The organism is Janthinobacterium sp. BJB446, assembly GCF_002735655.1.
Classification (GTDB): Bacteria; Pseudomonadota; Gammaproteobacteria; order Burkholderiales; family Burkholderiaceae_D; genus Janthinobacterium; species Janthinobacterium lividum.
Window position 1 is genome coordinate 252,037 of record NZ_PDZK01000002.1, and the last position, 14,864, is coordinate 266,900.

The 14,864-nt window shown below is 65.7% G+C and carries 11 protein-coding genes; 3 read left to right on the plus strand and 8 right to left on the minus strand.

Features of this window, described 5'->3' with window-relative positions; translation table 11 throughout:
• The first annotated feature begins 154 nt into the window (after positions 1-154).
• Positions 155-1,618: a cryptochrome/photolyase family protein gene (locus CSQ92_RS16880; RefSeq protein WP_092607845.1), complete on the plus strand. Its 1,464-nt coding sequence runs from the start codon at positions 155-157 to the stop codon at positions 1,616-1,618.
• On the opposite strand, the gene CSQ92_RS16885 is transcribed toward CSQ92_RS16880, so the two are convergent.
• From CSQ92_RS16885 to CSQ92_RS16915, 7 genes are all read right to left on the minus strand, one after another.
• Positions 1,611-2,252 (minus strand): hypothetical protein, encoded by a 642-nt coding sequence (locus tag CSQ92_RS16885; protein WP_099394848.1) that lies wholly within the window; start codon positions 2,250-2,252, stop codon positions 1,611-1,613. The two genes, CSQ92_RS16880 and CSQ92_RS16885, sit on opposite strands and share 8 nt — an antisense overlap.
• Before the next feature lie 29 nt (positions 2,253-2,281).
• Positions 2,282-7,594 (minus strand): Hpt domain-containing protein, encoded by a 5,313-nt coding sequence (locus CSQ92_RS16890; RefSeq protein WP_099394849.1) that lies wholly within the window; start codon positions 7,592-7,594, stop codon positions 2,282-2,284.
• A gap of 40 nt (positions 7,595-7,634) precedes the next feature.
• Positions 7,635-9,872, minus strand: coding sequence for a methyl-accepting chemotaxis protein (locus tag CSQ92_RS16895; protein ID WP_034780233.1), 2,238 nt, complete (start codon positions 9,870-9,872; stop codon positions 7,635-7,637).
• Positions 9,872-10,453, minus strand: a complete 582-nt coding sequence (locus tag CSQ92_RS16900; protein ID WP_257219254.1) for a chemotaxis protein CheW — start codon at positions 10,451-10,453, stop codon at positions 9,872-9,874. The genes CSQ92_RS16895 and CSQ92_RS16900 overlap by 1 nt, the downstream gene beginning before the upstream one ends.
• A gap of 59 nt (positions 10,454-10,512) precedes the next feature.
• Positions 10,513-10,878 carry a response regulator gene (locus CSQ92_RS16905; RefSeq protein WP_034780235.1) on the minus strand — a complete coding sequence of 122 codons (366 nt, stop codon included), beginning with the start codon at positions 10,876-10,878 and terminating at the stop codon, positions 10,513-10,515.
• 36 nt (positions 10,879-10,914) lie between these two features.
• Complete coding sequence (locus tag CSQ92_RS16910) at positions 10,915-11,337, minus strand: response regulator (RefSeq protein ID WP_099394851.1); 423 nt, start codon at positions 11,335-11,337, stop codon at positions 10,915-10,917.
• 85 nt (positions 11,338-11,422) lie between these two features.
• Positions 11,423-11,575 carry a rubredoxin gene (locus tag CSQ92_RS16915; RefSeq protein WP_034780237.1) on the minus strand — a complete coding sequence of 51 codons (153 nt, stop codon included), beginning with the start codon at positions 11,573-11,575 and terminating at the stop codon, positions 11,423-11,425.
• 96 nt (positions 11,576-11,671) lie between these two features.
• Here CSQ92_RS16915 and thiD point away from each other — a divergent pair, with 96 nt between their 5' ends.
• Both thiD and hemL read left to right on the plus strand, forming a co-directional pair.
• Positions 11,672-12,529, plus strand: a complete 858-nt coding sequence (thiD, locus tag CSQ92_RS16920; RefSeq protein WP_034780239.1) for a bifunctional hydroxymethylpyrimidine kinase/phosphomethylpyrimidine kinase — start codon at positions 11,672-11,674, stop codon at positions 12,527-12,529.
• 45 nt (positions 12,530-12,574) lie between these two features.
• On the plus strand, positions 12,575-13,864 hold the full coding sequence (hemL, locus tag CSQ92_RS16925; RefSeq protein WP_099394852.1) for a glutamate-1-semialdehyde 2,1-aminomutase: 1,290 nt from the start codon (positions 12,575-12,577) through the stop codon (positions 13,862-13,864).
• Between the two features lie 5 nt (positions 13,865-13,869).
• Here the strand turns inward: hemL and CSQ92_RS16930 are convergent, their stop codons facing one another.
• Entirely contained in the window at positions 13,870-14,586 is a 717-nt protein-coding gene (locus CSQ92_RS16930; protein ID WP_099394853.1) for an HAD family hydrolase, read from the minus strand.
• Between the last annotated feature and the right edge of the window lie 278 nt (positions 14,587-14,864).

Genomic DNA, 14,864 nt, shown 5'->3' on the forward strand with positions numbered 1-14,864 from the left:
TGCAAAATCGCTGTCGCACATAAAGCACCATGAACATACCCGGTAGTTTACACTGAATTGCCGCTGCAGCGACGCCAAAGGCACGACGCGAGCGGCCATAAAGCCCTGTTGGCGGCAAAAAATCGCCTATCTTTGACCCTGAACACGCGAAATAATGACAATCAAGACTTCCCTGGTGTGGTTCCGGCGCGATCTGCGCGCATTTGACCATGCTGCACTGCATCACGCCCTGCGCCAGAGCCAGGCCGTGCATTGCGTCTTCGTGTATGACACCGCCATCCTGGCAACGCTGCCGCGCCGCGACCGGCGGGTCGACTTCATCCATGCCAGTGTGGCCGAACTCGCCAGCGAGCTGCGCCAGCTGGGCGGCGACCTGATCGTGCTGCACGCGGACGCGGCCGAGACCATCCCGCGCCTGGCCGCCGAGTTGAACGCCGACGCCGTTTTTGCCAACCACGACTACGAGCCGCAAGCGATCGCGCGCGATGCCGGCGTGGCCGCCGCGCTCACGCGCGACGCGCGCCTGTGGTTCAGTTTCAAGGACCAGGTCATCTTTGAAAAGGACGAGGTGCTGACGCTCTCGGCCAAGCCGTATACCGTCTACACGCCGTACAAGAATGCCTGGCTGAAGAAAATGCGCGCCGAACCCGCCTGCCTGGCGCCGTTCGATATCGAGCCGCATGCGGCCAGCCTGGCGCCGCCGCGCGCCGGCACGCCGGCGCCGCTGCCCACCCTGGGCGAACTGGGTTTCGAGGCCAGCAACTTGGCCGAACTGGCCATCCCCACCGGCATGGCGGGCGCCAGTCAACTGTTCGAGGATTTCCTGCCGCGCGTGGCCCGCTATGACGTGGCGCGCGATTTTCCCGCCCTGAAGGGGCCATCCTACCTGTCCATGCATCTGCGCTTCGGCACCGTGTCGCTGCGCTATCTGGTGCGCACCGTGGTCGACCTGATGGACCGTGGCGGTGGCGGCGATGGCGCGCCCGTGTGGCTGGCGGAACTGATCTGGCGCGATTTCTATGCCATGATTTTGTACCAGAACCCGCATGTGGAAGGCGGCGCCTTCAAACCCGCCTACGACGCCATCGCCTGGGAAACGGGACCCGAGGCCGATGCCTTGTTTGCCGCCTGGTGCGAGGGACGCACCGGCTATCCGCTGGTGGACGCGGCGATGGCGCAGCTGAACCAGACGGGCTACATGCACAACCGCCTGCGCATGGTCACGGCCTGCTTTCTGATCAAGGATCTGGGCATCGACTGGCGCCGCGGCGAAGCGTATTTCGCGCTGCACCTGAATGACTTCGACCTGGCCTCGAACAACGGCGGCTGGCAATGGGCCTCGTCGTCCGGCTGCGATGCGCAGCCCTACTTCCGCATCTTCAACCCCGTCACGCAGTCGGAAAAATTCGATGCCAGCGGGCGCTTCATCCGCCGCTACCTGCCGCAGCTGAAGGCGCTGGGCGACAAGGAAATCCACGCCCCCTGGCTGGTGCCGCGCATGCTGCTCGAGCAAAAAAACATCATGCTGGGGCGCGATTATCCGGAACCGCTGGTGCAGCACGACGAGGCGCGCAAGGAGACCCTGGAGCGTTATGAAGTGGTCAAAGTGGTCAAGTAGGACCACCGGCTTCCTGTGCGGTGAACGGCGTCCACACCGACCGCCAGGCGCCGTGCGGAAGTTTCGCCTGCATGGAAAGGGATAGTCCGCCCGTCCCCAGCGGGTCACCTGGCTGCCATTGCGCAGTGTCCAACTGATTGTCGATGCTCAGTGCCCGCGCCCTTCCCACGTCGACATTGATCATTTCCCGCGTGTCATAGCCGATTTCCAATATGGGATGCAGCACCTTGCCCATGCCTGACAAATACAGGGTATCGACATGGACAGCGGGTTTGTCAAAACGTTCATACTGCCTCGTCGCGGCGGATTTGAACCCCTTGCCCATGGCGATGCCGATGGTGGCCGGACCATCGCACCCCAGCAGCGCGGCGAGTGCCCAATAGTCATGATCGGCAATGACCAGCCTTGCCAGGCAGCGTTCTATCCATGCCGCCTCATCGGCCCTGAACGCATTCCAGTAGGGCTTCAGCGAGTTCTGCAGGTAGCCCACTTCATGCAACGCCCCGACGAAGTTGATTTGCCTGTCGATGGAGTCGATATCCTGCAACAGATGGGCGGCGGCCGCGGCGACCGCATGCTCACCTTTGGCCATGGCTTTGTCTTCGAGTTTTTTCAGTTTGGCGTGAAGGCTCATTGTTTTCCTGATTTGGCGATGCACGCCTGTTATGGTTGCCGCGGTGTTTCTGCACCAGCCTCCGTTTGCAAACGCTGCACTTCCGCCAGCAATTCCTCTTCCTGGAACGGCTTGCCGAAATACGCATTCACGCCCAGCTCGAACGCGTGCGCGCGGTGCTTGTCGGCGCTGCGCGAGGTAATCATGATGACGGGGATGGCGCGCGTCTTGTCGTCGCTGCGCACATTGCGCGTCAAATCAAAACCATCCATGCGCGGCATTTCCACGTCGACCAGCAGCAGGGCCGGCATGGCAGCCGGCTCCAGCGCATGCAGCTGTTCCAGCGCATCGACGCCATCCTTGGCCAGCAGCACCTGGTAGCCTTCGCGCTCGAACAGGCGCTGCATCACGCGGCGCACCGTCAGCGAGTCGTCGACCACCATCATGCGCACGGCAGGCACGGCCAGCGCGCTGGAAGCGGCATGCTGCTCGCTGCTGGCCAGCGCATACTGCGCCAACAGTTCCGGATGGTGTTCCAGATGCTGTGCCAGCGCCACCGGATTGAGGATCAGCACGATGTCGCCCGTGCCCAGCACCGTGGCGCCGGCGATGCCCGGCATGCGCGCCAGCTGCGGGCCCACGTGCTTGACCACGACTTCGCGGTTGCCCACCACATCATCGACCTGCAAGGCCAGCCTGTCATTGCCATTCCTCAGCAACAGCACGGGCGCATAGCGCTGCGTGGCCTGCGCCGCCGGCGTCTCGCCCAGCATGGCCGACAGGTGGTGCAGCGCCAGCGACTGCCCGTGCGACTCGATGCGCCCGGCCGCCCGCACCTGCTCCAGCTGTTCGCCTTTCAGGTGCAGCACCTGCTCCACCAGCACCGATGGCAGGGCATACGTCTTGCCGCTGGCCGCCAGCAACACCACTTGCGTGACGGCCAGGGTCAGCGGCAGGTGGATGGTGAAGCGCATGCCCAGGCCCGCCTGCGTCAGCGTTTCCACGCGCCCGCCCAGGGCCAGCGCTTCGGATCGCACGATGTCCATGCCAAAACCGCGCCCGGCCAGTTCCGTCAGGCTGTCGGCGGTGGAAAAGCCGGGCGTGAAAATCAGTTCGGCCGCCTGCGCGTCGGTCAATGGCGCATCCGTCGCCACCAGACCGGCGCCGTGCGCCTTGGCGCGGATGCGTTCCAGGTCCAGCCCCGCGCCATCGTCGGAAAAGGCGATCGCCACTTCATTGCCCTGCTGGCTGACCTGCACCAGCAGCTCGCCCGTTTCGCTCTTGCCCGCGGACAGGCGCGCGTCGCGCGGCTCGACGCCGTGCACGATGGCGTTGCGCAGCAGGTGCTCGAAGGGCGCCGCCATGCGTTCCAGTACGCTGCGGTCGATTTCCACGCCGCCGCCGCGGATGTCGAGGTTGACGCGTTTGTCGACTTCCTTGGCGCTTTGCCGCGCCACGCGGAACAGCCGTTCGGCGATGCTGGCAAACGGCACCATTCGGATCTGCATCAGGTCGCGCTGCAGCTCGCGCGTCAGCCGCGCCTGCAGCACCAGGTCGTCCGTTACCGCATCGACGCTGTGGCTGAGGTTTTCGTGGAACGAGGCCACGTCGTTGACGCTTTCGGCCATCATGCGCGTGAGTTCCTGCAAGCGCGTAAAGCGGTCGAATTCGAGCGGGTCGAAATCGCGCTCGCTGCCGACGGCCATGCGCGAGGCGATCTGCGATTCGGCCTGCATTTCCACTTCGCGCAGCTGGCGCCGCAAGCGCGCCAGGTTGTCGGAAAACTCGGCCAGCGAAGCGCCCAGCACGCCCACTTCATTCTCCATCTTGGAGCGCGTGATCGACACTTCGCCAGCCTGGTTCACCAGGCGGTCGAGGATATCGGCGCGCACGCGCACCAGGGCCGCCTTCGGTTCGGCGGCAGGCGTGTCTTCCATGCCCGGCAAGGGCAGCAAGGGCTGCTGCAACTGTTCGAACAGGTGCAGCGCATGGTCGTAGTGGGCCAGCAATTCCTCGAAGGCCTGCGGCGTGGCGGTACCCGCATGCAGCATGTTTTCGATATGCGTCTCGATTTCATGCGCATGCTGGCCCAGGCGCATGGCACCGGCCATGCGGGCGCTGCCCTTGACCGTATGCAGGGTGCGCAGCAGCATCTGCGCCTGGCCGCTGTCGTGCGGCTGCTGCTGCCAGCTGCGCAGCGCCTCGCCGATCTGCGGCAGCAGGTCGGCGCCCTCCTCCAGGAAGACGGACAATAAATCGAGGTCGAGTTCATCGCTGATGCCGGCGCTCGCCGCCAGCAGCGCGGCCGCGTCGGCCGGCATGATGGCGGGCGCCGGCGCTTCCGGCGCCGCGTGCTCCAATGGCGGCGCGTGCTCGAAGCCGGCGTCGAACAGGTCGTCGCTGGCGCCGCTGTCCTGCATCGGCGCCGGTGCCGGCACTTCGGCAGCAGCCGGCTGCAGCGCATCGGCGACGATGCTCGCATACGTCGCCTCGAACAGGGTCTCGAGCTGGGGTACAGGAATCTCGGCCAATGCGTCGGCCGGCGCGTCGGCAAGCGACTCGGCAGGCTGGGCCGGCGCGCCGACGATGCTGGCGTAGGCGGCCGCAAACAGGGCATTGAGCCCGTCTTCCTGGCTCTCGCCGGGCGGCGCCGTCAGGGCGCGCCACAGGGTGTTGAGCGCTTCGATCATGTCCGGCTGCGTTGGCGCCAAATCGCCCAGCGCGAACGCCTGCAGCATTTGCCCGATGCGCTGCGTGGCCTGTTCCAGCACGTCGTGCTGTTCGGCGCGCAGGCCGGCCAGCGGCGGCACCACCGTCTCGATCACCGTTTCAAGCGCGTGCGCCAAGTCGCGCAGGGACTGGAAACCCACCGTGCCCGAGGTCCCCGCCAGCGTATGCACGGCTTGCAGCGCTTCCGCGCTGACGGCGCGCTGTTCATGGCGCCACTCGCCGAAGTCGCGCGTGAGCACGCGCAGCAATTCATCCGTTTCGGCCAGGTAGATGTTGTACAAGGGAAGGCTGATGCGCAGTTCGCCCACGTGTTTGAGGTGATCGTCCGGCGCTTCGTGCAGCGTGGGCGCCGTGGCCAGGGGAAGTCCGATCACATTGCCATTGCTGGCCACGGGCGCGGCCGGGCGCGGCTTGCGCAATTCGAACGGGCCGCCTTCGCGCACGCGCTCGGCCGCCATCAGCAGCATGCCGGCCTCGCGCTCGCGTCCCGCTCCGCCTTCCAGTTCGGCCACCCATTCGCTGAGCTGGTACCAGCCGTAATTCAGCAAGGTGAACAAGTCGTCGCTGACGGGGCGCGCCTCGGCCAGCCAGGTATTCATGACGCGTTCAATGGCGCCGGCCGCTTCGGCAAACTGCGCCAGGCCGATCATGCGGCTGCTGCCTTTCAGGGTATGGAACGAGCGGCGCAGCATGGCCAGGTGGTCGCCGCTGGCGGCCTGCTCTCGCGGCAGGGCCAGGGTGGTGTCGATAAAGGCCAGCACTTCGCGCGCTTCTGCCAGGAAGATATCGAGCATCTCCGCATCGACATCGGTCACGGCGGGCGCGGCATCCATGCCGGCAGGCGCGGCGGGCGCCAGGGTCTGGTCGAGCAAGGGCACCGGTACGGCACCGGCGGCGGCGACTTTCTCAAATGGCAGGGCGCGGAAGGTGCCGGCGGCGGCATCGAAATGGAAACGCCCGCTGGCCGCCTGCGCATTGCGGCCCAGCATATCGACAAAAAAGCCCAGCGCGCTGACGTTTTGTGCGATCTCGTCGAGCGCCTCCGCATGCGCCTCCGCCTTGGCGCCGCTACCGGCCAGCTGCCGCACGGCCGCGTCGACCTGCAGCACGGCGGCGCGCGCGTCTTCCTGTCCCAGCCCGGCCAGTTGCTGCTGCAACTGGCCCAGCACCGGCGCGACGCCATCGAGTGCCCCCGCCGGCCGCAACGTATCCGCGTAATAAGCGTTGAGCACCTTTTCCACCTGGCGCAGGCCCGTCTTCATTTCCTCGGCCAGCGCGGCCACCGTCTGGCCCTGTTCGATCTGGCGCGACAGCTCGCCCGCCGTGACGGGCGGCGGCGCTTCGCCAGCCAGCAATGCCTGCAGGCGCGCGGCGATGGTTTCCGCATTGCCGGCAAAATCGTCGGGCAGGCGGCGCAGCTGCTCCAGCCCCGTGTCGGCAAACAGCAGCGCCATGCCGATTTCATTTTCCAGGGCCGCGCTGCGCCCGCTGGCCACGGCTTGCCGCGCCACGGCCGCGCATTCGCGCAGCAGGCTGGCCAGGGCCGGCTGCTTCAAGGACTCCACATGTGCGGCCACCTGTTGCAGCGACTCTTCGAAATCCGTGCCCAGGCCTGGATCGAGGTCGGCTTGCGCCAGGCGGCTCCAGCTGGCGCGCGCCTGCGCCAGGGCCGTGCGGGCGCCTTGCAAGGCATCCTGGTCAACCTGGCCGTAGCGCCGCGTTTCCACGTCGGCCGGAACCTGCCCCTCCAGGGCGAAGGCGGCGCGCAGCTGGCGTGCCTCCGGCGTCGGCTCGGTGGCGGCCGCGATGAAGAACAGGGCGTCGCGCAGCATCGATTCGGGCAGGCTGGCCGTGCCCTGCGCCAGGCGGCGCAATTGCAGGTTGATCAGGCCGAACAGCTGTTTGACGTTGAGCGTGCCCATGCCCTCGCCGCTGGCCGCCAGCCCGGCAAAGGCCTGCATGGCGAACCAGAAGGTGCGCGCCGGCGCTTCCTGCTGCGCGTCGGCTACCAGGGTCAGGGTGGCGTGCAAGTCGCTGGCATGCTGGCGCCGCGCCGCGTCATCCTGCGCCTTCAGGAAGGGCAACAGGGACTTTTCAAAGCGTCCGCGCCAGGCCGGATAATCGGCCACCGGGGGCGCCTGCGCCAGCGCGATGGCATGCCCTTCCAGCATCGATGCCGGCGGAAAAAACAGGTCGGCCGGGTGTATACGCTCGGCGCCCAGCATGGCTTGCAGGTCGCGGTAGTAGGGAAACAAACGCGTGGGCTGCGGCGGCGTGCCGGCCACCAGATCTTCCAGGTATTCGATCAGGGCCTGATACAGTTCGGCGACGACTTGCGCATGGTCCAGCGTGTATTCGAGGCTGCCGTCGCGAAAGCGCGCCAGCGCCTGTTCCGCGCCGTCCGTCAGCAGGCTGGCGCCGGCCACGTCCACCATCACCAGCGCGCCATGCGCCTGGTGCAGATGCGAGCGTGCATGCTGCAGGGCCGTGGCGCGTTCCTCGCGCTCGCGGCCACCCGCCTCGAACAGGGCCGTTTTCGAGCGGCCCAGCGCTTCGCGGATTTCCACCATCACCCACGACAAAGGTTCGCTGTCGAACGGCTTGGACTGCTGTGGACTATCAGGTGTGCTCATGCATGCCTCGGTAAGGAAATCGCCTGGACTGGCGCGGCGTTCAGGCGGCGACGCGGAAGCGCGACACCGAATTTTTCAGTTCCTGCGCCAGCATCGACAGTTTATGGATCGATTGCGCCGTTTGCTGCGTGCCATCCTGGGTCTGCTCCGTCACGCTCAGGATATGCTGGATATTCAAGGCCACGCCGCTGGCCGAACCGGCCTGCGTGCCGGTGGCGAACGAAATGCCCTGGATCAGTTCTGCCAGGTGTTTCGACACCTGGCTGATGTCGTTCAAGGCTGCGCCGGCCGCGTCCGACAGGCGCGCGCCCTCGACCACGCCCTGCGTGGACGTTTCCATCGCCCGCGTCGCATCCTGGGTATCGGCCTGGATGGTGCGCACCAGCGCGCCGATCTGCTTGGCGGCGGCGGCCGAGCGTTCGGCCAGGCGCTGCACTTCCTCGGCCACGACGGAAAAGCCGCGCCCCGCCTCGCCGGCCGATGCGGCCTGGATGGCGGCGTTCAGCGCCAGCACATTGGTCTGCTCGGTGATGTCGGAAATGAGCTCGGTGATTTCGCCGATTTCCTGCGACGATTCGCCAAGGCGCTTGATGCGCTTGGACGTATCCTGGATCTGCTCGCGGATTTCATGCATGCCCTTGATGGCGTTTTCCACCGCCGTCGAACCCTGCTGCGCGGCCGCCACCGACTGGCGCGCCACGTCGGCCGAGACGCTGGCCGACTTCGACACGTCGGTAATCGCATTGGCCATCTTGACCACGGTGGCGCTGACGCCCTGGATTTCGCGCGACTGCTGCTGCGACGCGATCAGCAGCTTGCTGGAAATGCTTTGCGCCTGCGTCGAGGCGCGATTGACCTGTTCGGCCGTCGCCGTCACCCTCCCCACCAGGCCGCGCAATTCCTCCACCGTATAGTTGACGGAATCGGCGATGGCGCCCGTGATGTCTTCCGACACGGTCGCCTGCACCGTCAGGTCGCCATCGGCGACCTTCTGCAATTCATTCATCAGGCGCAGGATGGCCGCCTGGTTCTGCTCATTCCTGGCCTTCGCCTCTTCCTCTTTTCCCTGCGACTGGAGCCGCAGGATTTCCGCTTCCTGGCGCCGCCGCTCGGCGTCGCGCGTGCGGTTGACGGAGTCCTGCAGCAGCACGCGGCCGATGCCGGCCGCCGCGATCAGGGTCAGCAACACCCCGCCGACCATCATCCAGAAGGCGATGCCCAGGGTTTCCTGGTTCACGTGATACATCTGCTGCAGCAGGGTCAAACGCTGGCGCAGGTCTTCGTTCTCGTTGAAGATCAGCTGTTCGGCGCTTTTCGCCGAACTGAATTTGTCGAGCCGGTCGAGTATCGACGACACCAGCTTCTGGTACGTGTCGAAACTGGCTTTCAACGCCACCAGGCGGTCGCGCAGTTCGGCGTCGCGCGTGGGCGCCAATTGCAGCGACACGCTGCCATTGAGCAAGCCTTCCACGGCGGTGCGGAAATACGTCGTGTCGCGTCCCAGCGAAAATGCCGTTTCCGAGCTGATGCTGCCCGACGACAGGAATTCGCTGGCGCTGCGGCTCATGCGCTGGCTCAGCATCATCAGGCGGCCGATGACGGCCAGGTCGCGCGCATTGCCGCCACGCTGCACCTTCAGGGCCGCGATTTCCTCGGTCTGCGCCAGCAGCGCCGGCGACAGCCCATTCAATTGCTGCAAGGTCTTGTCGAATTCGCCCAGTTCCGGTTTCAGGCGCAAGATGGTGCTGGCCGCGCGGTCGCTGCTGGCCCACTTCTTGCGCGCGTCGGCCACCGCCGCCAGCAGGGCGGCACGCGACTCGCCGATATCGCGGCCGTGATACGTCCCGCCGCGCAGCATCAGGCGGAAATCCTGGTTCAGTTCATTGCGGCTTTCCTCGAGCTGGCGGAAGGCTTCCGGATTGCCTTGCACGGCGTTGGGCGCGGCCTTGCCGATGCGCTGCGAATGCATCAGCGCATCGCTGGCCAGCTGCGTTTGTGCCGAGGCGATATTGCCGCTGCGCGTATTCAGCCCCACGAACAGCAGGCTGGCGGCCAGGCTCAGGGCCATCAGCGTGGACAGGATGCTCAGCTGCTTTTGCAGCGGAAAATGGCCGATCAGCGGCAGCTTCAAGTCGCTGACCGGCGCGCTGGCCAGCGACTTGCGCCGTCCCAGCGCGTCGCGCAGGCGCAGCGGCAGGTCTGCCGCCGATGCCGGCGCATCCGCAGCGTGCTGCGCTTCGGGCATGCCGGCCGCCAGAATGGGGGAATTGGCGCCCATCAGCAAATATCCTTGTGGTCGGGGAAGCCGTCAAAGCCGGCATCGAGGAAGCGTTCAGATTGCGCCAGCTGCGCCAGGTCCAGGCGCAGCCACTGCTGCCCTTCGCTGTCGCGCAGCGCCTGCGCCGCCCACGATGGGAGCACACCCTGCGCCGCATCGGGAACGGGCACGGATTGCATCGCGCGCAACTGGCGCAAGCCCAGTACGCGTTCGACCAGCAAGGCGCAATTGAGGCCCAGACGGGGAGAAAACGTGATGATGCGGCAGTGATTGCCCGATACGCAAGCCGGCTCGCCCATGTAGCGGGCCAGGTCGACGACCGCCGTCAGGCGTCCGCGCATGGCCGCCAGGCCCAGGTACCAGTCCTGCGCCAGCGGCACGCCCTGGATCTGCACGCTGGAAGCAATGACGATTTCGCCGAGCTGCGTCAGGTCGAGCAGGCACGGCCGGCCACCGAGCATCACGCCCAGTTCCTTGCGCGCTGCCAGCGCGCCGCTGCGCGCGGCCTGTATCCGCTCGATCAATTGCAGCTGATACTGGCGCAAGCGCCCCTGCCGCGCGCCCGTCTCGAAAGATGGCATGGCAGCGGCAGACGAAAGGGCCGCTGTGGACACGCCGTGACCTGGCATCGTGTGCATTTTCAGGAAATCGCGGCGATCTTGGCCAGCAGCTCGGCTTCGACCACCGGCTTGACCAGGTAATCGCGCGCGCCCTGGCGCAAGCCCCAGATGCGATCCGTTTCCTGGCTCTTGCTGGAGCAGATAATCACCGGCACGTCCTGCAGTTCGGGATCGCGCGCAATCGCGCGCGTGATCTGGAAGCCATTCGCACCGGGCATCACCACGTCCATCAGGATCAGGTCGGGCCTGGCCTGCTTGAGTTGCGCCAGCGCGTCGGCGCCATCCTGCGCCGTGAGGACGGCATAACCGGCACGCACCAGCATCTCGCTCAGGTAATAGCGTTCTGTCGGCGAGTCGTCGACGATCAGAATTGTGTGTATGGCCATCTGCTTCCTTGCTGCGTTGTCAATCAATAAAAACACTTATTCAAAATGCCCGGCCAGGTGCAACCGCACGGCCTCCAGCAACGCCTCGCGCGCCAGCGGCTTGGCCAGGCAGGCGCTGGCGCCCGCCATGGCCCCGCGCGCGCGGTCGAACAAGCCTTCCTTCGACGACAGCATCAGCACCGGCGTGGCGTGGAAGGCCGCACTGGACTTGATCAGCGCGCAGGTGCGGTAGCCGTCCAGGCGCGGCATCACAATGTCGCACACGATCAGCGCCGGCCGGCAGTCGGCGATCTTGGCCAGGGCATCGAAGCCGTTTTCCGCCACCACCACGCGATAACCGGCCTCGCCCAGGATCTTCGCGGCCGCGCTGCGTATCGTCGCGCTGTCGTCGATGACGAGTATCGTGGCGCTGGCGCACACGGCATCGGACGGCGCCTCGGGCAATAAGGGACGCGTCATGTGATTATTCGACAATCTTTCATACCATAGCACAGGCAGCCGCGATACCTGCGTGCGGCAGCGGCATCCCATGGATCTCGATTGATTACAGCGCCACCATCTCGAAATCATCCTTGCGCGCACCGCATTCAGGACAGGTCCAGTTCATCGGAACATCGGCCCAACGCGTGCCCGGAGCGATGTCTTCGTCGGGCATGCCGGCCGCTTCATCATAAACCCAGCCGCAAATAAGACACATCCACGTTTGGAATTGCTGCGTTGTTTCGTTGCTACTCACGTTCTGCCACCCTTCAATCAAGTAAAATGCTGAATTAGGTATCTTAATCTACCCGCCGTGCAAAACCAAACTTCTCCCCTCATATTAAGCTTCGGCGTGTCCGATCCGGTCGGCGCGATCGGCATCCAGGCCGACCTGGCCACGTTTTCAGCCTTCGGCTGCCATGGTCTGTCCGTCACCACGGGCCTGTTGATCAGCGATACGGCGCGCGTGGAAGACGTGCAGGCGGTCGACCCGGACTGGGTTTCCGACCAGGCGCGCGTGCTGCTGGAAGACATGTCCGTCTCGGCCATCAAGATCGGCGCGCTGGGCAGCGTGGAAAACGTCACGGCCATCGCCGAAATCGTCTCCGACTATCCGAACGTGCCGCTGATCCTCGATCCCTTCATTTCGGCGCTGCCGGAACAGGGCATGGACGATGAAGACATCCTGACGGCCGTGCGCCAGCTCCTCATCCCGCAAACGACGCTGCTGGTGCTCTCGCCGGTGGAACTGGAGCGCCTGGCCGAGACCTGGCGCGACGCCGATCCGGACGACACCCTGCAAAACGACGTCGACTACCTGGTGGCCCTGGGCTGCGAATACGTGCTCGTCACCGGCATGCCGGCCGACGCCAGCAAGTCCGGCACGGCCGAAGGCAAGCTGCGCGCCAACACCCTGTTCGGCGAGGACGGCGTGGTGCGCCACGACGAATGGCAGCACCTGCCCGGCATCTTCAACGGCGCCGGCAGCACCCTGTCTGCCGCCGCCACCGCCCTGCTGGCCCTGGCGAACGATGAAGACGATGTGCCGCAGGTGGTCGTGGCGGCGCAGGAATTCACGGCCGGCGCCCTGGCCCACGCGCAGCGCCACGGCATGGGCAAGCTGGTGCCGAACCGCCTGTTCCGGCAGCAGCGCCAGCGTGGCGCCCAATAAGTACAGACGACACAGACAACGATCCACTTTCAAGGCACGATTATCATGACGACGACTTCACAAAACGACATCCTGTTTGCCCGCGCACAAAAAACCACGCCAGGCGGCGTTAATTCGCCCGTGCGCGCCTTCCGCTCGGTCGGCGGCACGCCGCGCTTCATCACGCGCGCCGAAGGCCCGTACTTCTGGGACGCGGACGGCAAGCGCTATATCGACTACATCGGTTCGTGGGGCCCGGCCATCGTCGGCCACGCCCATCCGGAAGTGGTGAAGGCGGTGCAGGATGCTGCCGCGCTGGGCCTGTCGTTCGGCGCGCCGACGGAAGGCGAAGTGCTGATGGCAGAGGAAATCACGCGCCTGGTGCCGTCGATCGAACAGGTGCGCCTGGTATCGTCGGGCACGGAAGCGACCATGAGCGCCCTGCGCCTGGCGCGCGGCGCCACGGGACGCGACAAGATCGTCAAGTTCGAAGGCTGCTACCACGGCCACGCCGATTCGCTGCTGGTAAAAGCTGGCAGCGGCCTGCTCACCTTCGGCAACCCGACATCTGCCGGCGTGCCGGAAGATGTCGTCAAGCACACCCTGGTGCTCGACTATAACAACGTGGAACAGCTGAAAGACGCCTTCGACAGCTTCGGCGCGGAAATCGCCTGCGTCATCGTCGAACCGGTGGCCGGCAACATGAACTTGGTGAAAGCCACGCCGGAATTCCTGCAGGCGATGCGCGAACTGTGCACGCAGTACGGCGCCCTGCTCATTTTCGATGAAGTCATGTGCGGCTTGCGCGTGGCCCTGGGCGGCGCGCAGGCGCTGTACGGCATCAAGCCCGATCTCACGGCGCTGGGCAAGGTGATCGGCGGCGGCATGCCGGTGGCGGCCTTCGGCGGCAGCGCGGCGCTGATGCACAACATGGCGCCGCTGGGCGCCGTCTATCAGGCCGGTACCCTGTCCGGCAACCCGGTCGCCGTGGCGGCCGGCATGGCCACCTTGAAACTGATCCAGCAGCCTGGCTTCTACGAGCAGCTGGGCGCCACGGCCAAGCGCCTGGCCGAAGGCCTGACCGCCGCCGCGCAAGAAGCGGGCGTGGTCTTCTGCGCCGACTACATCGGCGGCATGTTCGGCATCTATTTCAGCGCCACCCCGCCGACCAGCTACGCGGAAATGATGGCGGGCGACCGCAGCAAGTTCAACGCCTTCTTCCACGCCATGCTGGACGAAGGCGTGTACTTCGCGCCCGCCGCCTTCGAGGCAGGCTTCGTCTCGGCACAGCACGATGACGCCGTCATCGACGCCACCATCGCCGCCGCGCGCAAGGTCTTTGCCAAACTGGCATAAGCGTTTTACACGGCCACAGTGTCCATCACCGCGGCCACCAGCGCCGGCAGCCTGGCCATGTCGCTGAACACGACATGCGCACCGGCCGCCTTCAGGCGCGCTTCCTGGCCGGGCGCGATATGCCCGCCGCCGATAAACCCCAACACCGTCATGCCCGCCGCCACGGCCGCCGTCACGCCCGTGACGCTGTCTTCCAGCACCAGGCACTGGCCTGGCGGCACGCCGAAGGCGGCAGCTGCCGCCAGGTAGACGCCCGGATGCGGCTTGGCGTGGCCCACCAGGTCCGGCGTAAAGACGCGCTTGTCGAACAGCGGCGCCATGCTGGTCCGCTCGAGCGCCGACAGCACGCGCGCGCTGACGCTGTTCGAAGCGACGGCCTTGGGCAGGGGAATGGCTGCCAGCGCCTGCGCCACGCCAGGCACGGCGCGCAGCTGCGCGTCGCAGGCCGCATCGACAGCGTTGCCGATGGCCATGATCTCGTCGGCCGGCAATTGCGGCAAGCCCAGCTCCTTGTAGATATCCTGCATCAGCGGCACCAGGCGCTGGCCCAGGCGCGGCTCGATCAAGCCTTGCAGGGTGACGCCCTCGGGCAGGTTCTGCAGGCGCGGTCCCAGCAATTCCAGCAGCGCTTGCAGGGCCACGGCTTCGCTGTCGATCAGCACGCCATCGCAGTCGCTGATCAAATGGGTATAGCGCAGTGGGGTGGTGGCGGTATCAGGCATGGACTCTCCAGAAGGCAACGGTGACGGGAAATGCGGCGGCCAGCCGGCCAAGGCAGGCATCGCAATGATCATAGGTGGAACAGGCGGACGCTACCACGCAGAAAACGTCTGAATGACGATACTTTTCTGCAAAAGGCAGCCAACGGGGGAAAGAATCGGGCGCCAGGCAGGCGTCGACGCGTAAATACCAATTCAATACCACGCAATACCAGTGATTATCGCTGATTTTTGAATTCGCTGCGTTCGTCTTGAAACTGGGACGCGGAAAGCGCCCCGGC

Excerpts from the sequence above, each read along its gene's own strand:
- CSQ92_RS16880 (WP_092607845.1), top strand. The coding sequence starts at position 155 with ATGACAATCAAGACTTCCCTGGTGTGGTTCCGGCGCGATCTGCGCGCA.
- CSQ92_RS16885 (WP_099394848.1), bottom strand. The coding sequence starts at position 2,252 with ATGAGCCTTCACGCCAAACTGAAAAAACTCGAAGACAAAGCCATGGCC.
- CSQ92_RS16890 (WP_099394849.1), bottom strand. The coding sequence starts at position 7,594 with ATGAGCACACCTGATAGTCCACAGCAGTCCAAGCCGTTCGACAGCGAA.
- CSQ92_RS16895 (WP_034780233.1), bottom strand. The coding sequence starts at position 9,872 with ATGGGCGCCAATTCCCCCATTCTGGCGGCCGGCATGCCCGAAGCGCAG.
- CSQ92_RS16900 (WP_257219254.1), bottom strand. The coding sequence starts at position 10,453 with ATGCCATCTTTCGAGACGGGCGCGCGGCAGGGGCGCTTGCGCCAGTAT.
- CSQ92_RS16905 (WP_034780235.1), bottom strand. The coding sequence starts at position 10,878 with ATGGCCATACACACAATTCTGATCGTCGACGACTCGCCGACAGAACGC.
- CSQ92_RS16910 (WP_099394851.1), bottom strand. The coding sequence starts at position 11,337 with ATGACGCGTCCCTTATTGCCCGAGGCGCCGTCCGATGCCGTGTGCGCC.
- CSQ92_RS16915 (WP_034780237.1), bottom strand. The coding sequence starts at position 11,575 with ATGTGTCTTATTTGCGGCTGGGTTTATGATGAAGCGGCCGGCATGCCC.
- hemL (WP_099394852.1), top strand. The coding sequence starts at position 12,575 with ATGACGACGACTTCACAAAACGACATCCTGTTTGCCCGCGCACAAAAA.
- CSQ92_RS16930 (WP_099394853.1), bottom strand. The coding sequence starts at position 14,586 with ATGCCTGATACCGCCACCACCCCACTGCGCTATACCCATTTGATCAGC.